Source organism: Haoranjiania flava (assembly GCF_025631005.1).
Lineage (GTDB): Bacteria > Bacteroidota > Bacteroidia > Chitinophagales > Chitinophagaceae > Haoranjiania > Haoranjiania flava.
On sequence record NZ_JAOTPL010000028.1, the window covers coordinates 1 to 19851 of the forward strand.

Here is a 19851-nt window from a genome sequence, read left to right on the forward strand (position 1 = left end):
GGAAAGAGGAGAGCGTAATTGACAATTGACAATGGAAATGGGCAGCGGAAAGCGAAGCGTTTAGTGGAATATCATGGAGTTGGGTATTCGTAAGTTGTGGGCTTGTTTAGTTGTGCAGTTGTTTATGTATTAATTGACAATTGACAAATGAGGTATTAAACCGACCGCTGGCCGCTGAATACTTCTCACTTTTACTTTTTTACTTCTCACCATTACGCACCATTCACCACACTCAATTATCCACTATCTTTGCAGCTTATCGCCAATAAAATGCAATTATTTTACCATTCAGTCAGTACGCCGTTTAAATATCCTTTTACTATTTCAGGAGGCAGAACCAAAACGCATCAGCCTGCGTTGATCGTAAGCCTGAGTATAGGACCGTTCACAGGATGGGGAGAAGCGCCGGCAATAGCTTACTACAACATTACCGTAGAGCAAATGATAGCCGACCTGCATGCCAGGAAAAAAATGGTGGAGAAATTTGCACTCACCGAACCGGAACGCTACTGGCATTACCTGCATCACCTGTTCCCTCAAAACCCTTTCCTGGTATGTGCATTAGATATGGCTGCATGGGACCTGTTCGCCAAGATGAACGGCAAACCTTTGTATGAATTATTCGGTACCAAATGGGACAACATACCACAGACAGATTACACCATCGGCATTGATTCCATTGAAAAAATGATTGAAAAAATGAGAGACAATCCGCAGCCTGTTTATAAAATAAAATTAGGCACAGCGGAGGATGTGGAGATCATACGCGCGCTACGGGCTTACACCAATGCTGTCTTCAGGGTAGATGTAAATGCCGGCTGGGAATTAGATGAGGCATTGCAGAATATACCCCAGTTAAAACAGTTGGGCGTGGAGCTGGTAGAACAGCCGCTTGCAAAAGATAATTGGGAGGGAATGAAAATATTGTATGAAAAATCTGAGCTGCCGTTGTTTGCCGATGAGAGCTGTGTTTTCGAAAGCGATGTAAGGAAATGCGCAGGCCATTTTCACGGCATTAATATAAAACTTACCAAATGCAGCGGGTTAACGCCTGCATTGCGCATGATCAAAGAAGCGCGTGCATTAGGTTTAAAGATAATGGCAGGCAGCATGAATGAAACATCTGTAGGTACTGCAGCCATTGCCAACCTGCTTCCCCAGCTGGATTTTGTTGATATGGATGGCCCTTTGCTGCTTGCAGACGATATTGCGTCCGGCCTGGAATTTAATAATGGGTTTGCATCATTGATGCCGGTCGCCGGTTTGGGCATTGAGATAAATAACAATAAATTTTTTAATTAAAACAAAATTTCTCACTGATCACAGTCAGTATAAGTCAACTCGTATGTACATATTATACTCAGACGGTAATGGCAATATTTTTGAAGATACTTCCCTCTATGCGGTCGGCAGAGCGGGTTGGGATGCTGTACCTGTAGAAGAAGGCGACTGGATAGAACTTCCTGAAGGCGGCAACCTGTATGAGCTGCCCGGCAGAAGGGGCATCGGTATTGATGTAAACACAGGAGAAATGCGGCTTTGCGATAAAGGCTGGGCTGTAGCAGCTTTCATTCCGCCTGCTCACACAGGCTTGTACCTGGCTGCGTACGAAACTACAGAAGATAATGCGCCTACACTGCCTTTATTCTGCTATACTGCTGCAGGATTTAGGGAAGGTAAATTTTATGTATGTGCTATGCGCATAGAGCGCGATATCCGCCAGGAATGCGCCGGTTACGACGAAGAGAAAATTCAGCAGCGATCGCTGGATTTACTAAAACACTATCCTGACAACAGGCTGGTAAAACACCTCATGGAAAATTGCTGCAACACATACCATTGCCCGGCTGCCCGCAACCTTTCCCTGGGAAGATGGGAGTGCCCGGTACCCATGTCTCCGGCCTGCAACGCTAATTGTATAGGTTGTATTTCTTTTCAGCCGGAAGAAGAAACCATCATTGCAACGCAGGACAGGCTTACCTTTAAGCCGCTGGTAGCAGAAGTGGCAGAGTTTACCGTACCGCATTTGTTGCAGGCGCCTTACCCGGTTGTAAGCTTCGGGCAGGGCTGCGAAGGAGAACCTCTGCTGATGTGGGAAGCTATCCGCGACTCAATCATTGAAATGCGCAGGCATACGGCCAACGGCAGCATCAATATCAATACCAACGGATCAAAGCCCGATGCCGTAAAAGTGTTGTGCGATGCGGGTTTAAACAGCATACGCGTAAGCCTCAATTCTGCCCAGGAACATATTTACACTGCTTACTACCGGCCCAATAATTATGAGTTTGAAGATATTGTTGAAAGCCTGAAAGTAGTAAGGTCTTACGGTGGATGGGCCAGCATCAACTATTTTGTTTTCCCCGGCATGACCGATACGGAAGCAGAATATGACGCCTTACGCAAGCTTATCGCCGATACGGATATTAACATGATACAATGGCGTAATTTCAATATAGATCCAGACTGGTATCTTGGCCTCATGGGCGTTGCCGAAACGCAGCCTTTCATGGGCATAAAGAACCTGATGGAAGCTATTCATGAAGAATTCCCGCAAATAAAGTTCGGTTATTACAACCCGCCCATTGAAAGGATCAGGGGAAATTATGAACTGGATTTTGCGCATTAATTAAATTTACCTGTATTTTTAGGCTTTAAATCATACAAATAACTAAAGATGACCAAAACATTTCTCATTGCAGCCGCTATATTATCTTCGGTTACTGCATATGCACAAAAAAAACCCGTTACTCCAAAGAAAAAAATTGCACCAAAGAATACGGTAGCTGTTCAAAAAGTAAACCCCGGTTTTGTAATTGAAGGAAATATTCAGGGCGCTGATAAAGCTAAAGTCTATCTTGTAAGAAGAGTAGGCGGTGAGCAGCATATAGATTCTACAGAAGTTTTAAATGGCAGCTTTTCTTTTAAAGATACCATATCCGCACCATCTACAGCTACCTTGGTAGTAAGGAACGGCGAAGACCAGGCACGAACAATACTGATACTGGAAAGAGGCAGGATCAAGGTTGCTGGCAAAGCGTCTGAGCCAGGCCTGATAGTTTCCGGTACCCAGGAAAATGATATTTACAGCCAATATAATTCAAAACTTTTCGGCGGCAACCCGGGTTGGGAGACTGAATTCGAGAAAAAATATGTGGCAGCTCACAATGCCAAAGATACTGTTGCTCTGAAAATGTATGAAGAGGAATATAGAAAAATGGATAAAGACAATGCTAAGGTTGCGGCAGACGTCATCCGGGCCAACAGAAGCTCGTACGTGGCTCCAGTACTGCTTTCCATGAAAATGTCGTCAATCGATATAGATACTGCCAACGAGTTGCTGAAGCTGATAGAAGCCCGGCCGGTACAGTACGATCTTACCGCACGATTGAGGGATGCCGTTGATAAAAAGCTGGCAACGGCGCCGGGCAAAATGGCGCCTGAAATATCAGAAAAAGATACTGCAGGTGTTAACGAGATCCGTCTTTCTTCCTTAAAAGGAAAGTATGTGCTCATTGATTTCTGGGCAAGCTGGTGTGGTCCCTGCCGCGCTGAGAATCCCAATGTAGTAGAAGCTTATCATAAATTCAAAGACAAAAACTTTACTATATATTCCGTATCTCTTGACAGGAATAAGCCCAGTTGGATCAAAGCTATTAAGGATGATAAGCTCGACTGGCCTTACCATGTGAGTGATCTGCAATACTGGAACAGCGCTTCTGCAAAAAAATACGGCGTTAACGGTATTCCTGCCAATTTCCTGTTAGATCCTTCGGGAAAGATCATAGCTACAGACCTGAGAGGTGAAGAATTACATAAAAAATTAGCAGAGGTTATAAAATAATATGTTTACCCGCAGAAGATTTTTACAGGCCGGATCGCTGTCAATAGGCAGCCTGCTGGCCAATAGCGTACAGGCAGCTGCCAATAAAAAGAACTTACCCCTGGTGATCTCTACCTGGGATGCAGGCATCAACGCCAACAAAGGTGCATGGAAAGTATTGCGCAATGGCGGACGCGCCCTGGATGCAGTAGAGCAGGGTGTAATGGTTACGGAAAATGAGACCGGCTGTTGTGTGGGCCTTGCAGGCAACCCCGACCGTGACGGCTTTGTAACGCTCGATGCCTCCATTATGGATGAGCACGGCAACTGTGGTGCAGTAGCTTTTTTAGAGAGAATAAAGCATCCTATTTCCGTAGCCCGCAGGGTAATGGAAAAAACACCCCATGTATTTCTGGTAGGGCAGGGCGCCCAGCAGTTTGCCCTGAGTGAAGGCTTTCCTTTAGAGCCGCAGGCGCTTTCCAAAGATGCAGCAAAGGCTTACAGCGAATGGCTGAAAACCTCGGAATACAAGCCCCAGGTAAATGTGGAAAGAACAAAAGGCTTGTCTGCCTTTGCTCCCAATAAGCTTTCTGACGGCAGCTGGAACCACGATACCATAGGCATGCTGGCAATAGATAAAAAAGGCAACCTCAGCGGAAGCTGTACTACCAGCGGCATGGCTTTTAAAATGCGCGGCCGTTTGGGAGACTCTCCGCTGATCGGTGCAGGATTATTTGTAGATAATGAAGCAGGCGCCTGCGTAGCTACCGGCCTCGGCGAAGAAGTAATTAAGATTGCAGGTTCACACCTGGTGGTAGAGTTTATGCGGCAGGGGTATACTCCTGAAAATGCCTGTAGGCTTGCCATACAGCGCATCATCAAACGCAACGGGCCTAAAGCCAGAGATATGCAGGTAGCATTTATTGCGTTGAACAAAGCCGGGTTGCATGGCGCTTATTGCGTTCAGAAAGGCTTTCAGTATGCTGTCTGCTCAAGTGACACCAACAACCGGCTGATAGATGCGAAGTATGCGCTATAGGCTGATTGCTGTTTTATTTTTTATACCCGGCTTATTGGCATCGCCGGTATACGCACAGCAGCAAACTCCCGTACAACACCAGAAGGCAGGCACATCATGGATTATGCCGGCAGTACTGATAGGTTCAGGACTGGCGCTGCATTACAGCGATGTAAAATATGATGTCATGCGTATGGTGAGACAGGGCGCGGGCGCAGACTTTCGTACACACCTTGATGATTACCTGCCGGCGATACCGGCGGCACAACTGCTTTCCGGAGATTTATTCGGCTTGCATTCGGCCAATAATATCTTTGCAAAAGCTACCAATGTGGCGGCTGCAAATGTCTTGTCCGGAGGAGCAGTATTGCTCATGAAAAACGCTTTCGGAGAGCTTCGCCCCGATGGCAGCGACAGGAAATCTTTTCCGTCAGGCCACACCGCCATTGCGTTTACCAATGCCTCGCTCTTATTTCATGAATACCGTAGTACGAGCCTGCCTTATGCATTAAGCGGGTATGCTTTTGCTGTAGGTACAGGCTGTTTGAGAATGGCCAACAACAGGCATTATATTTCAGATGTATTGACAGGCGCAGGCATTGGTATGCTGGCAGGTACTGTGGTTTATTTTCTCAATCCGGGTGGTAAGATATTTCCCCATAAAAAAGATAAGGATCAGCTCACGTATATTACCAACCCGCCTCCACAGTTCAGCATAGTTTTTACAATAAAATAATACTCCGGATTATTGTCAAAGCGCTGCTGCAAACGTATGTGAATAAGTTAAGTGCAGGTTTCAGTAATAAATAAAATTACAATACCTTCGCACCGCGTTTAAAAAAATTAATTTAAAAACAGATATAATCATGGATTTCAGGAACTTTAAAATGCCTTATACCATCAACGATAAATATTCCAGGAAAGTGGCTTATTTTTCTATGGAGTTTGCCATTGACCAGGCATTAAAAATATACAGTGGCGGCTTGGGATTTTTAGCCGGTTCTCATATGCGCAGCGCCTATTCTTTGTCGCAGGACTTAGTTGGCATCGGCATTCTATGGAAATACGGTTATTACGATCAGGCCAGGAACATGGACCAGACATTGCAGGTTACCTGGACTGAAAAAATGTACAACTTCCTCGAAGATACAGGCATTAAATTCCAGATAGATATTCACGATGCGCCGGTTTGGGTAAAAGTGTGGTACCTGAACCCCGAGACTTTTAAGTCTGCTCCCATGTTCTTTTTAAGTACAGATGTGCCTGAGAATGATTTCGTATCAAAAACCATTTCCCACAGGCTCTACGATGGCAACGCAGCTACCAAAATAGCCCAGTACATTTTGTTGGGCAAGGGTGGTGCAAGGCTGCTGGATGAACTGAATTTTGAAAGAGATATTTACCACCTCAACGAAGCACATGGCCTGCCGGCTGCATTCTATTTATTGCAGAAATACAAAAGCCTGGATAAAGTAAAAGAGAAGCTGGTATTTACTACGCATACACCCGAAGAGGCAGGTAATGAAAAGCATGACTTCAACATGTGCTATCAAATGTCTTATTTCTCCGGCCTCGCGATGGATGAAGTGAGAAGGATCTCCGGCATCCAGGACGATCAGTTTAACCATTCGCTTTGCGCTTTAAGAATGGCACATATAGCCAATGGAGTGTCACAGTTACATGGCAGGGTATCCAATGAAATGTGGGGAAAATATGAAGGCATTTGCGAGATCAAAGCTATTACCAATGCACAGGATTATAAATACTGGTCAGACAAACAATTGTACAAAGCCAAAGAAGACAATGACGATGAGCGTTTCGACGACAGGAAAAACTACCTGAAGAAAAGAGCTTTTAAAATCGTGGCAGACCAGACCGGCGATATTTTTGATCCGAATATTTTTACCATTGTTTGGGCAAGAAGATTCGCAGGCTACAAAAGAGCCGACTTTTTGCTGAACGACAGGCAGCGTTTCAGGAATTTACTGGAAAATAAAAAACATCCCGTGCAGATCATCTGGGCAGGGAAGCCTTACCCGCTCGATCAGCCGGCTATTGACACGTTCAATAAGCTGGTAGTGGCAAGCAAGGATTACCACAACATGAGCGTAGTAACGGGCTATGAACTGGAGCTTAGCAAAAGGCTGAAGCAGGCTGCCGATCTTTGGCTAAACAATCCACGTGTACCTCGCGAAGCCTCGGGCACAAGCGGCATGACGGCCTGCATGAACGGCGCTGTAAACTTTTCTACCGATGATGGCTGGATCCCGGAATTTGTAAATCACGGTAACAATGGTTTTGTAATTCCTAAAGCAGATTATGAAAACATGTCTACCGAAGAGCAGGACCGTTACGATTTTGAAAAATTATACGATATACTGGAAAACGAGATCGTACCGTTGTACTATGATGATTATGATACCTGGCGACAGATCATGAAGAATGGTATGGATGACGTACGTTTCCAGTTCAATAGTGATAGAATGGCTGAAGAATACTACGACATTCTTTATAAATAAAATCAGTAAGAGGATGTATCAAAAGTAAAATGAAAGCGTTGAGCATCGTGCAAACAAAAACTTTCTGCATACCCTTACAAAATAAATAGAGGCTGCCTCGTACTTTTGAGACAGCCTCTTTTCTTTAAAGAGCGTATGATGCTTTCCTGATACAGAAAAGTGCAAGGACGCCAAACAATTCATCGCGCAACAGATAAATTGGTTTTATTTCCTTATTCCCTGCGGTCTAATGGCTCCTTGCTGAGGCCGCCGTTTTAATTAACCAATCTTTACCATCCATGCCATGTTTTATCTGATCCTCGATACTGATGTTTTGTTCGCTTCTTTATTTTTAAAACGTAAGGATTTGCTGCTTTTTGGAGTAAGGCATAACTGATTATTCAAAGGTTATTTATTTGTACTAAGTGCCTTATTTGCTCTAAAGTTTATCCAGCTATATTCATCGCTTTTGTTCAGCGGGTATTTCCATCATCGTTGTTGAGATATGATAAGTATTTTTATAAGCCTTACCCTGAAGCGTGCCCGGCGTTTTGTCGATAGTAATGGCCTCAATTTTATATTGTCCCGCCCCGGCAGTTTTAAAGCTAAGCTCTCCGGAGCTGATATCCTTGAATTCAGCTATTTTGCCCGAGGGCCCGAAAATAGTAAGGTTGCTTTTATGATCCTGCAGGTTTTGAACCCATAAGCTGGCGCTGTCTTTATGGTTGTGCGTTGGTATTATACGCATAGGCGCTGTGTTATGCAAGTGATTACATAACACAGGTGTGGAAGTGTGGCCGACATCAACAACAGAAGCAGCGTAGAAGAAAAGCGCATAAGGCTTGTCCGGATTATGAGCTATCACACCTATCTTCCGGTTTTCCAGCACAACGAAATAGCGGCCGTCCTGGCCGGGAGTAAAGGCGGCAGTATAGCGGTCTTTTTGCTTTACTACATGTAGTTTTATCTTCTCGTTTTTGGGTGTAATAAGGTACAAGTCAAAATTCTTAACGTTATTCCATGCTTTACTGTCGGTAAGCTCGTACGCATCGTCAGGTTCGGCGAAATATACATTTACGGCGTGCGGCTGATTTTTTTGTCCCGCAGGTTTTGTTTCAAGCCAGAGTGCATGTGCCCACAGGGTTTGTGTGGCAGCCAACAAAATTATTGTTGTAAGTACTGTTTTCATGTGTGTATAATTAATTTTTTCTGTTTGCCACACGGAATAACCAAAACCTTCATCTTTATTATCATTCCCGGTTGGTATAGATTCCTAATCTTTATGGTTATTTCATGTGTATATTTTTTAGTTCGCCGCTTTGCGGCTGTTTTTAATGGTCACATGGAATAGCCTTTATTCATCAACGGTTGGTATGCAACTTTGCTTATGGCTATTTCATGTGTATATATTTATTTGTTTTTCAGTTGTCACATAGAATAGCCTTTATTTATCCGCGGTTGGTATAAAAGTTTGCTTGTGGCTATTTGATGTGTGTATATTTATTTGTTTTTTAGTCGCCCCGGTAGGTGCCGGGATCTTTTTTGGTTTCATACTTATTCGGTTCTCGCTTAGGCGGCATGTTTATTTCATGAGGATTAATTTTAAATTGGTAAAAAAATTTCTATCAGAACGAATAGGTAATTCCTATCCTCATATTTCTCCTTGCTTCTAAAATATATGTATAATACGGTACGGCTCCTTTTGCACTTAATGCTTTGGAAGGATTACGCACGGATCCTGAAGTCATTAAAGTCTGGTCATTAAGCAAATTATTTACGATAAAAGAAATGGCATATTTCCCTCTTTGATAGCTTAGGCCTCCGTCGGCCCGGAAATAATTGGGAAAATTAGGATGTTTGGTTGTTTCTATATGCCTGTCTATTAATGCAGATATGCCTCCCATTAATCCAAACCCTTCCAGAAATCCTCTTTGTATACGATAGTTCAACCATGCATTTGCTGTATGTTTTGCAGTGTTTGGCGTTACATTGCCGATTGTCTTTTCATCTGTGGATGCGGATATGCGTGAATCGGTTAAAGCGTAGTTAGCATTTATATTCATTCCATTGAATATTTCACCGACAATATCAAGCTCTATTCCTTTGGTTTTAGTTTCACCCAGCTGCACCTGGAAAGTTTGCCCGTTTACAACGTGTGACGGGTCGGGGTCTGCCACCAAAGCGTTTTTACGCGTAATGATATAGGCGCTTAAGGTGGATGCCCACCGGCCTGCGAACCAATTCCTTTTTATACCTGCTTCCATATTATTTCCTTTTATAGGTTTAAAAGGTTCGCCCTCCCAGTTAGTTCCGGATACCGGCACATAAGACTGATCGTACAATGCGTAAATACTTGTGTTATCATCAATTGAGTAGCTTATTCCAGCTCTTGGGGAAAGCACCTGGTCTTTTATGCCGGCGGCATTGGTTTTGCCCACGGTTGCTGAATAAGTAAAGCGCAGCCCAAGCGATAACCGTAGCCTGTCATCAAGAAATGCCAGTTCATCCTGCGCATAAACCGAGGCATAGGAAAGCACCGAAACGTAATTGCTGCCGCCTGCCCGTACCCTTACATCTTTTGAGCGGTCTATGGCAGGGAATATATCGCCGGGAAGGCCATACACAGGATTATAAACATTCAAAGGTTTTGCAGGAATGGAATCCAGTAGCGTTCTAAAATCGCCCCAGAATTTTTTATTCCCAAAGTCAGCGCCGGTTAAAAGACGATGGCGCAAACTACCCGTTTTTTCTTCTCCGCTAAAATGGAATTGTGCAAAGCGGTTTTCTCCTGCTTCATCTGAAATGCTCCAATATCTTGGCATATCCCCATTTGCCTTCATATAATCAAGCCAGGTACTGTTAGCAATCATATTAAAATTAAAGTAAGCCAATTGAGCATGTGCTTTCCATTGATCATTAAACTTATGATCTAAATAAGCATACACGCTATGATCTTTTATTTTGCTGGGCGGGAAAGAAGGATCGGCGTAGGTAAAATCATTGCTTATGCCCGGATCGGCAAATTGTTTAGGCGAGAAAGAATAGTTGCCGTTAGAGAGATACGTGGAACCCTGGTAAGTATATTCAAGCGTCAATGTGGTTGACTCATCAATGAGGTAGCTGAGCACAGGAGTAATTGCATAACGATTGCTGTAGTTATACTTTGTAAAGAAATCTTTTTGTTGGCCGGCAAGATTGAACCTGTACAATAAACGGCCGTCCCTGCTTAATTTGCCATCAAGGTCAAGTGCGCCGCGATAAGTGCTGAAGCTGCCTATATTTATGCTGGCAGATCCCTTGGTGAGGCCTGTGGGCTTTTTTGTCACCACATTATAAAAACCGCCCGGTTCACCATTAGCCAGCATAAAGCCTGCAGGGCCTTTTACAAACTCAATCCTTTCAATCATTGATGCGTCTTCCGCAGTTGGTCCCCAAGATGCTTCTATATTCATTCCATTTCTGAATGCGGGTATTTTTGATCCGCGCATACGAATATTGGCATATTGATTGTCCCAATGCCCCACCCGTGTAGCGCCGCTTATGTTACGGGTTACGCCATCAACAATATCAAACACCTGTTGATCTGCCATAATCTGAGAAGAAATAATCTGTATATTCTGCGGCACTTCTAATAAAGGTGTTGTTAGCCTGAGGGTACTGCTTACTTTATCATTCAAATATTTATTTCTTAAACTCATTACGGTCACGTCCTTCAGCGAGCGTATATCTTCTTCCAATACAACGTCCTGTATGGTTACGGAAGAATTTTTTACAACAATGTTTTTTTTGAAGTCTTTAAAGCCTATGGCCGAAACTATTAATGTATAATCTCCCTCCGGTACCTGTGCTAACTGGTAGCTGCCGTCTTTGCCGGTATTTGTTCCATAACGTGTCTTTTGTAATGCAATACTTGCATCTGCAACGGGTTCTGACTTTTGGTTCAATACTATTCCTTTTAAAGAAATGCCCTGGGAAAAAGCATGGCTGGAAATTATAAAGCAAATGAAAATACTTATTGTTCTTATGTACATTTTTTTATGATTTGTAGTTGTATAATGCCTGGTTTTGATTTATTCTTTGTTTAATGTTGTTTGAGCTGTTTTTTTACGATTTGTCTTTTGTGGTTGCCTTCCCGGAATTAGGTGTCATCATTCAGTTTCTGTAAAATATCCGGGAACGAAAATTTCAAGCTGCTGAATAAAAAAATTATTTTTAATATGATCTTAGGTTTTTAAACTTTCGTGCAAAAGTGGAGCAAAACAACTTGATGCATTTTCATAATCGGGAAATTTTTTATGGAGGCAGGTTTTTTTTCCTATATTTTATTTACAGGTTAATTTAGAGAACTCGCGGAGCCCGCCAAGCAATTAAACAGTATACCCAATGATGCTCAAATATTCTTTTTCAGGCATTTATGCGCACATAATTGCAAAACATCCTTTCAACCGGGATAACATGACAAAAATCATTGTCATTAAATTGTAGTGTAGGCTTAAACTCCCTACCTTTGCAACTCTTAACAATTCTTAAATTCAATACCTTAGTTATGACTTTCAAGCAATTTTTTCTCTCATCTGTAGGTAAAAAAATAGTAATGGGAGGCACCGGCATTTTCCTGATTTTATTTTTGATTGTGCATGCCGGTCTGAATGCTACCATATGGGCAAACGACAATGGTGAAATGTTTGAAGCAGGCGCTCACTTTATGGGCGGCACCATCATCGTGCGTATTCTTGAGGTGGGTTTGATGTTGTTTATTTTATTGCACATTATCCAGGGCATTATGCTGGAAATAGACAACAGAAGCAAACGCAAAGTGGGCTATGCCGTTAATTACGGCAACAGGGGAAGTACCTGGTACAGCCGCAGCATGGGCATTCTGGGTATACTTATCTTCATGTTCCTCGTAGTGCACCTGGCACATTTCTGGGTACCCAACAGGAGCGCCCAGGGCTGGTTGCACCTTGATGGCGAAATTCCTTTGTTTGAAGAGATGAGGCATGTTTTCAGTAACCTGTGGATAGTGGTGTTGTATGTGATCAGCTGTATTGTGCTGGCATTTCATTTGCTTCACGGCTTTACGAGTGCATTCCGTTCACTGGGCGTACACAATAAAAGGTATTTAAAAATATTAAACGCGATTGGTATTGCTTACTCCATTATTATACCTTTAGTATTCGCTTTAATGCCTATCAGCTTTTATTTTGGCTGGGTATAGAATTAATACAACAAACAAGTAATTGAAATTTATCATCAGAAATTATTAAGTTATGTCTTTAGATGCAAAAATACCAGTAGGCGAATTAGAAAAGAAATGGTCTTATTACAAGAGCCATTGTAAATTGGTAAACCCGGCAAACAAGCGAAAAATGGAAGTGATCGTTGTGGGCACCGGCCTTGCCGGAGCAAGCGCTGCTGCTGCATTGGGCGAGCTGGGGTATAAAGTAAAAGCTTTCTGTTTCCAGGATTCACCGCGCCGCGCGCACTCTATTGCGGCACAGGGCGGTATTAATGCTGCAAAGAACTATCAAAACGACGGTGATTCTGTTTTCCGTCTTTTCTACGATACTATTAAAGGAGGCGACTACCGCGCAAGAGAAGCCAACGTTTACCGTCTGGCAGAAGTGAGCGGCAATATTATTGACCAGTGTGTGGCTCAGGGTGTGCCGTTTGCACGTGAATATGGCGGGCTTCTTGACAACCGCTCTTTCGGCGGAACACAGGTACAGCGTACATTCTACGCAGCAGGGCAAACCGGCCAGCAGTTGCTCGTAGGCGCTTACCAGGCATTGGAGCGCCAGGTGGCTTTAGGTACAGTAAAAATGTATGACCGCCATGAAATGCTGGATATAGTAAACATTGATGGCAAAACAAGAGGCATCATAGCCAGGGATCTGATCACAGGCGAATTGGAGCGCCACTTTGGCCATGCAGTATTACTCTGCACGGGAGGTTATGGCAACGTGTTTTACCTCTCCACCAACGCAATGGGCAGCAATGCTACCGCTATCTGGAGGGCCCATAAAAAAGGCGCTTATTTCGGCAATCCGTGTATGACACAGATTCACCCTACCTGTATTCCTGTTTCAGGAGACCACCAGTCTAAGCTTACGCTCATGTCTGAATCCCTGAGAAACGACGGCAGAATATGGGTGCCTAAAAAAGCAGGAGACAACCGCAAAGCAAGCGAGATACCTGAAGATGAAAGAGATTATTACCTTGAAAGAAGATACCCTGCATTTGGTAACCTGGTGCCGCGCGACGTGGCTTCAAGAGCGGCCAAGGAAAGATGCGATGCCGGCTACGGCGTAGGCTCTTCCAAGCAGGCGGTGTACCTTGATTTTGCAGATGCTTTTATGCGTTATGGTAAAATTGAATGCAGCAAACTCGGCGATGAAAACCCTTCACCAGAAAAACAAAGAGCGCTGGGCGTGAAAGTGGTGGAAGCAAAATACGGTAACCTTTTCGACATGTATGAGAAGATCACCGGGGAAAACCCTTACGAAGTGCCCATGCGCATTTATCCTGCCGTACACTATACCATGGGCGGCCTTTGGGTAGACTATGAATTAAAAACCACGGTGGACGGGCTTTACTGCCTCGGCGAAGCAAATTTCAGCGACCATGGCGCAAACCGTTTAGGTGCTTCTGCGCTGATGCAGGGCCTGGCAGACGGCTATTTCGTAATTCCTTATACTTTGGGCAATAACCTGGCAGATGAGATCTACAACAAACCTATCTCAACAGATCACCCGGCATTTGTGGAAGCAGAGAAAGAAGTGGCTGGCAGGATCAAAAGGCTGATGAGCGTAAAAGGACAGGAATCTGTTGAAAGCTTTCATAAACGTCTAGGCAAGATCATGTGGAATAAATGCGGTATGGCACGTAATGCACAAAACCTGCAGGAAGCTATCACAGAGATCAGGGAACTGAGAAAAGAATTCTGGGCAAACGTAAGAATACCGGGCAATATTAAAGAATTTAATCCCGAGCTGGACAAAGCAGGCAGGGTAGCAGACTTTATGGAGCTGGCAGAACTGATGTGCATGGATGCTTTAGACAGGAACGAAAGCTGCGGCGGCCACTTCCGTGAAGAACACCAGACAGCAGAAGGAGAGGCTATGAGGCACGATGATGAATACATGTATGTATCTGTATGGGAATACACAGGCAATGAAAACTGGACTATGCACAAGGAACCGTTGAATTACGATGTAATTAAACCAACCCAGCGAATTTATAAATAACACATCAGAAAAATAATTAGCGAACAAGCAAATTACTACAATAATTATGGAACATTACAATATGAATTTAACCCTGAAAGTTTGGCGCCAGGCCAACAAGAACGCAAAGGGTGAATTTAAAGAATATAAAGTTGAGAATATTTCTTCAGAAACCTCATTCCTTGAAATGTTCGATATTTTAAATGAACGGTTGATCGCACAGGGTGCAGACCCTATCGCATTTGATCATGATTGCCGCGAAGGTATTTGTGGTATGTGCTCAATGGTTGTAAACGGTAAACCGCACGGCCCTTGGGAAAGAAATACCGTTTGCCAGCTTCACATGCGCGCTTACAACAATGGAGATACCATTGTGGTTGAGCCCTGGCGTGCCAACGCTTTCCCGGTGATTAAAGACCTGGTAGTTGACAGAACGCCGCTTGACAGGATCGTGCAGGCCGGCGGATATATTTCTGTAAATACCGGCAACGCACAGGATGCCAACAGCATCCCGGTTCCTAAGAAAGATGCCGACGAATCTTTTGCAGCAGCAGCCTGTATCGCCTGCGGCGCCTGCGTTGCAGCTTGTAAAAACAGTTCTGCATTGCTGTTTACCAGCGCTAAAATTACACAACTTGCCTTGTTGCCGCAGGGCGATCCTGAAAGAAAGCAACGCGTGGTAAACATGGTGGCTCAAATGGATAAGGAAGGCTTCGGAGCCTGTACTTCTACAGGAGCCTGCGAGGCCGCCTGCCCTAAAGGCATCCGCTTTGATAATATATCCAGGCTGAATAAAGAATACCTGAGAGCGGTATTGACTTCAGAATAATAAGTAATTTTAAATAATGGTAGAGGTTGTCTTACGGCAGCCTCTTATTTTTTAATAGCGCTACCACAATTGCCTGCTTTATAAATTAGGGTATGCTCCATTTAATTTCAGCATAATTGTCTGATGATATTTTTTGCTTGTCTATGCACCTGCGCATATCTGTAATCTGAGTTTTAGCCGGCATTATGAAAAATAACTAACCTGCCTTATTGCTCAGGCAGGTACTACAGACAGAAACTTATTGCAGGTTGCGATATATCTTTTAGGTAAGGCCAACGATACAACTGTCACAGATGGTGATTTTATATAAACTTGCTCCGTTGATTTGGCAGGTGCACTAAGACAGTTGTAAAACTTATGCTGGTGTATTTGCTGATAGATATAAAAAAGCCCCGGAAGTTAATATTATCGGGGCATTAATATCTTTGGTGAAAAGCTTATTTAGCTTCTTTTTCTTTTTCCTTTTCTTTACTGGCGGATTTTTTGCTTGTCTTAGGTGCAAACATTACCAGCATTCTCTTGCCCTCCATTTTAGGCATGCCTTCCAGAGCGCCGTATTCGCTGAGCTTTTCTGCGAATTTTAATAGCAGCAATTCGCCCCTGTCTTTAAACATGATGGCGCGGCCCTTGAACTGTACATAGGCCTTTACTTTATTGCCATCTTGTAAAAACTTTATAGCATGTTTTGCTTTGAAATCAAAATCATGGTCATCTGTGCCGGGAGTGAAGCGCACCTCTTTTACCTCGCTTTGCTTGGCATTGGCTTTCATTTCTTTTTCTTTACGTTTTTTCTCGTAAAGAAATTTTTTGTATTCCACAATTCTGCAAACGGGTGGCGCGGCATTCGGGGATATTTCTACAAGATCAAGGCCTAAGCCTTCAGCAATCTCTCTTGCTTTTCCTATGGAGTAAATACCTGTCTCAACGTTATCTCCAACCAATCTCACTTCAGGTACTCTTATTCTATCGTTGATACGATGTTCCGGTTCCTGTTGCCTGTTGAAACGCGGATTATTGTTTCTTCTTTGTAATGCCATTCAGGGGTTTTTTGTGAAAAAATCTTTTAAATTTTTAATAATTTACTTGCAAATATACAACCGTTTCAATTATCAAAATAAAATTTTGTGGAGGCCAAATAAAAAAGTCAAAAGTTTTTCTTCTGACTTTTTTTGATTATTTATAGGTGGGCTTTAATTTTATTTTCCAGGACTGATTTAGGCACAGCGCCAATTTGCTTGTCTACTACCTCTCCGTTTTTAATGAATAAAATAGCGGGGATGGAAGTAATGCCGTATTCAATACTTACGTTTGAATTCTGGTCTACATTGAGTTTGCCTATTTTTACCTGGCCCTCATAATCTTTAGCAAGTTCTTCAATAACGGGCCCTATTGCACGGCAGGGGCCGCACCATTCTGCCCAAAAGTCTACAACGGTTAAAGTATCGTTATTCAAAACTTCTTCCTGGAAGTTAGCATCAGTAAATTCTAAAGCCATAATTAAGTTTGTTTTAAGTTATTAATAATGAGCATCAGCTCAATTAAATAGTACATTATCAAAAATAGTTCCAAATATGTAGTTTGGTTTTTAAGGAAATAATGGCATAAAATCGATTGATATTCATATGTTTTACAGTCATGATGGCACTCTAAGTTACAAATATCTTTTTTATTTACCAAATAACCTTGCCAGCGCATCTTCTTTATAATCAATATAGGTAGGGTTATTGCCGCTTGGCGAAACATTTGGTGTATTGCACGCAAACAGTTCCTGCACCAGCAATTGCATCTCTTCAACATCGAGTTTCCTGCCTGCTTTAATAGATTGCTGGCGCGCCAGGCACCGCACTACTTTCTCTCTTTTGCTGAAACGTATATCGCTGCTGAAATGTTTAAACTGTTCCAGCAGAAGTTCAATGGCATGCGTTTCATTGTTCATGGTTAAGTCTGCCGGCACGCCCTGTATAACGAAAGTATCCTTGCCAAAGCTTTCAATTTTATAGCCGATCATTTCCAGCTCGGGCAGCAGGTCTTCCAGCAGGATGCTGTCTGCAACAGAAAGCTCCACCGTAGTGGGTATCAGCATTTGCTGAGTGGCGCTCTTTTGCCGGTGCATCATCTGCCCGAACTTCTCATACAAAATCCTTTCATGCGCTATTTGCTGGTGAATGAGCACAAAGCCACTGTTCGTAGGTGCAATGATGTAGGTGTTCAGCAACTGCATACACTTGCCGCCGGCCAACAATATTTTATCGTCTTTATTTTCGTACTGGTGCAACAGGTTGTAGGAGGATAGGTCACCGGCGGATAATGTGGGCACCAGCCCATCATTGCCGGCGGTTTTATCAGCTTTGGAAGATTCATAGAAGTCTCGCCAGTGCGATAATTCAGATTGCAGGGAAGGATCTATAAAGTGCGCCTGGTTTTTTTCTGTGAAGGTTTTAAAGAGCGATGAAGATTCGGCTGACTCTTTCTTTTCATCTGTAAACGGCAGGTTCACTGATTCCAGTTGTTGGATGTTGGCATCCAGCGAAAAATCAATGGAAGGAGCAATGCTGGCCTGCGCCAATGCATGTTTTACCGCAGCCTGCACGAAAGCATAAATGATCTTTTCATCTTCAAACTTTATTTCCTGTTTGGTGGGGTGCACGTTTATATCTACCTGTGCAGGATCAAGCTCTATGAACAAAGTATACAGTGGGAAATTTTCTTTAGGCAGCAGTTCTGCAAAAGCGCTGCTCACCGCATGGTTCAGGTAAGCGCTGCGGATAAACCGGTTGTTGACAAAAAAATATTGTTCGCCGCGGGTCTTGCGCGAGGCTTCAGGCTTGCCGATGAAGCCGTAAATATTCATGTAGTCTGTTTCCTCTTTTACATTCACCAGGTGCTGGTTTACATTATTGCCCAGTATCTGTACAACACGCTGTTTGAGTGTGCCTGCTTCCAGGTGAAACACTTCCTGCCCGTTGTTATGCAGCGAAAAAAATATGGATGGAAAAGCCATAGCCACACGGATAAATTCCTCTATAATGTGCTTGGTTTCCGATGCATTGCTTTTTAAAAAATTCCTTCTGGCCGGCACATTGAAGAAAAGATTTTTCATGCAGATGTTGGTGCCGTTCTCACATACGCAGGGCTCCTGTTTTTTTACCACACTGTTTTCGATTTCTATAAATGTGCCCAGCTCATCCTCAGCCCTTTTGGTTTTTATTTCTACCTGTGCCACAGCGGCAATGGATGCCAGCGCTTCGCCGCGGAAGCCCATGGTACGCACGTGAAACAGGTCGTCTATCTTGCGGATTTTGCTGGTGGCGTGCCTTTCAAAGGCCATACGCGCATCGGTTTCGCTCATTCCTTTGCCGTTATCTATTACCTGCAATGTATTTTTTCCCGCATCGGTGATAAATACTTTTATACGCGTGGCGCCGGCATCCACTGCGTTTTCAAGCAGCTCTTTCAGCGCAGAGGCAGGCCTTTGGATCACTTCACCTGCAGCGATCTGGTTAGCAATATTGTCTGGTAATAATTGAATGACGTCCACTAAAGAATCTTTTATTCGGGCGAATATAAGAATTAATGGAAAAATAAATTTGATAGTTTTGTTAACAGAAAATGATACTTTTATTGCTGCTTAATTTTTAATCAATATCCAAATTTCCTGCTCATGCAAAAAGTATTCTTTTTTTTCTTTTTATTGTTTCTCGCAACAAATGTGCATGCACAAAAGACAGATAAAAAGCTTGCACGTAAGATACATGCACTTGTAAAAGATTTCAATGGCGATGTGGGCATTTATGTTAAGCATTTAAAAAGCGGGAAAGAAGTTGCCTACAATGCAGATACGGTATTTCCTACGGCCAGCACTATCAAAGTGCCCATTATGGTGGCAGTGTTTGATAAGATTGAAAATGGTGCGCTGCAATACAACCAAAACCTTATCTACAGGAAAGACATGCAATTGTACCAGGGAGATGAAGGCATAATAGCATCCCTGAAAGACAGCGCACATGTGGCTTTGAGTGCGGTACAGATGCTTAGCATTTCTATGAGCGATAACAGTGCAAGCCTCTGGCTGCAGCAACTGGCAGGCACAGGCACACAAATAAATCAATGGCTGGTGAATAACGGCTACACTAAGATGCGCGTAAATTCAAGGACGCCCGGAAGGGAGCAGGACAGGGAAGTGTACGGATGGGGGCAGACTTCGCCGCGCGATATGGCTAACCTGTTCATACAGATACGTGGAGGAAAAGCTGTAAGCGAGGCTGCAAGCGAAGAGATGTACAGGGTTTTGGGCAATATGTACCTGGATCACCGCTCTCCGAGCCGCATACCGCCTTACATTAAAACAGCTTCTAAAACAGGGTCTGTAAATGCTGCGCGCTCTGAAGTAGTGATGGTAAATGCACCGCATGGGGACTATGTTTTTGCCATATACACCAAGAATCTCAAGGACCAGT

General features: G+C 43.4%; 15 protein-coding genes. 10 read left to right on the plus strand and 5 right to left on the minus strand.

The window, feature by feature from the left end; all coding sequences use genetic code 11:
- Window positions 1–270: 270 nt before the first annotated feature.
- The 6 genes from OD355_RS12915 (at window position 271) to glgP (ending at window position 7360) form a co-directional block, all read left to right on the plus strand.
- Window positions 271–1302 carry a dipeptide epimerase gene (locus OD355_RS12915; RefSeq protein ID WP_263038908.1) on the plus strand — a complete coding sequence of 344 codons (1032 nt, stop codon included), beginning with the start codon at window positions 271–273 and terminating at the stop codon, window positions 1300–1302.
- Window positions 1303–1345: 43 nt separating this feature from the next.
- Window positions 1346–2629, plus strand: coding sequence for a radical SAM protein (locus tag OD355_RS12920; protein ID WP_263038909.1), 1284 nt, complete (start codon window positions 1346–1348; stop codon window positions 2627–2629).
- A 48-nt stretch (window positions 2630–2677) separates the two neighbouring features.
- On the plus strand, window positions 2678–3844 hold the full coding sequence (locus OD355_RS12925) for a TlpA disulfide reductase family protein (RefSeq protein WP_263038910.1): 1167 nt from the start codon (window positions 2678–2680) through the stop codon (window positions 3842–3844).
- A 1-nt stretch (window position 3845) separates the two neighbouring features.
- Window positions 3846–4862: a N(4)-(beta-N-acetylglucosaminyl)-L-asparaginase gene (locus OD355_RS12930; protein ID WP_263038911.1), complete on the plus strand. Its 1017-nt coding sequence runs from the start codon at window positions 3846–3848 to the stop codon at window positions 4860–4862.
- Window positions 4852–5577: a phosphatase PAP2 family protein gene (locus OD355_RS12935; RefSeq protein WP_263038912.1), complete on the plus strand. Its 726-nt coding sequence runs from the start codon at window positions 4852–4854 to the stop codon at window positions 5575–5577. Before OD355_RS12930 ends, OD355_RS12935 begins: the two co-directional genes overlap by 11 nt.
- Before the next feature lie 130 nt (window positions 5578–5707).
- Window positions 5708–7360, plus strand: coding sequence for an alpha-glucan family phosphorylase (gene glgP / locus OD355_RS12940; RefSeq protein ID WP_263038913.1), 1653 nt, complete (start codon window positions 5708–5710; stop codon window positions 7358–7360).
- A 439-nt stretch (window positions 7361–7799) separates the two neighbouring features.
- On the opposite strand, the gene OD355_RS12945 is transcribed toward glgP, so the two are convergent.
- Window positions 7800–8528 (minus strand): hypothetical protein, encoded by a 729-nt coding sequence (locus tag OD355_RS12945; RefSeq protein WP_263038914.1) that lies wholly within the window; start codon window positions 8526–8528, stop codon window positions 7800–7802.
- 436 nt (window positions 8529–8964) lie between these two features.
- Window positions 8965–11370 (minus strand): TonB-dependent receptor, encoded by a 2406-nt coding sequence (locus OD355_RS12950; protein ID WP_263038915.1) that lies wholly within the window; start codon window positions 11368–11370, stop codon window positions 8965–8967.
- 515 nt (window positions 11371–11885) lie between these two features.
- Here OD355_RS12950 and OD355_RS12955 point away from each other — a divergent pair.
- The 3 genes from OD355_RS12955 to OD355_RS12965 are packed head-to-tail and all read left to right on the plus strand — an operon-like array spanning window position 11886 to window position 15394.
- Entirely contained in the window at window positions 11886–12557 is a 672-nt protein-coding gene (locus OD355_RS12955) for a succinate dehydrogenase cytochrome b subunit (RefSeq protein ID WP_263038916.1), read from the plus strand.
- Window positions 12558–12609: 52 nt separating this feature from the next.
- On the plus strand, window positions 12610–14586 hold the full coding sequence (locus tag OD355_RS12960; RefSeq protein ID WP_263038917.1) for a fumarate reductase/succinate dehydrogenase flavoprotein subunit: 1977 nt from the start codon (window positions 12610–12612) through the stop codon (window positions 14584–14586).
- Window positions 14587–14632: 46 nt separating this feature from the next.
- Window positions 14633–15394 (plus strand): succinate dehydrogenase/fumarate reductase iron-sulfur subunit, encoded by a 762-nt coding sequence (locus OD355_RS12965; RefSeq protein ID WP_263038918.1) that lies wholly within the window; start codon window positions 14633–14635, stop codon window positions 15392–15394.
- Window positions 15395–15831: 437 nt separating this feature from the next.
- Here OD355_RS12965 and infC read toward each other — a convergent pair whose 3' ends face one another.
- From infC to mutL, 3 genes are all read right to left on the minus strand, one after another.
- Window positions 15832–16431, minus strand: coding sequence for a translation initiation factor IF-3 (gene infC, locus OD355_RS12970; protein WP_263038919.1), 600 nt, complete (start codon window positions 16429–16431; stop codon window positions 15832–15834).
- 140 nt (window positions 16432–16571) lie between these two features.
- On the minus strand, window positions 16572–16889 hold the full coding sequence (gene trxA, locus OD355_RS12975) for a thioredoxin (protein WP_263038920.1): 318 nt from the start codon (window positions 16887–16889) through the stop codon (window positions 16572–16574).
- Between the two features lie 171 nt (window positions 16890–17060).
- The gene (gene mutL, locus OD355_RS12980) at window positions 17061–18932 is read right to left on the minus strand and encodes a DNA mismatch repair endonuclease MutL (protein WP_263038921.1); all 1872 of its coding nucleotides are present in this window, start codon (window positions 18930–18932) and stop codon (window positions 17061–17063) included.
- 123 nt (window positions 18933–19055) lie between these two features.
- Here mutL and OD355_RS12985 point away from each other — a divergent pair.
- A partial coding sequence (locus OD355_RS12985) for a serine hydrolase (protein ID WP_263038922.1) occupies window positions 19056–19851 on the plus strand: 796 nt, incomplete at its 3' end.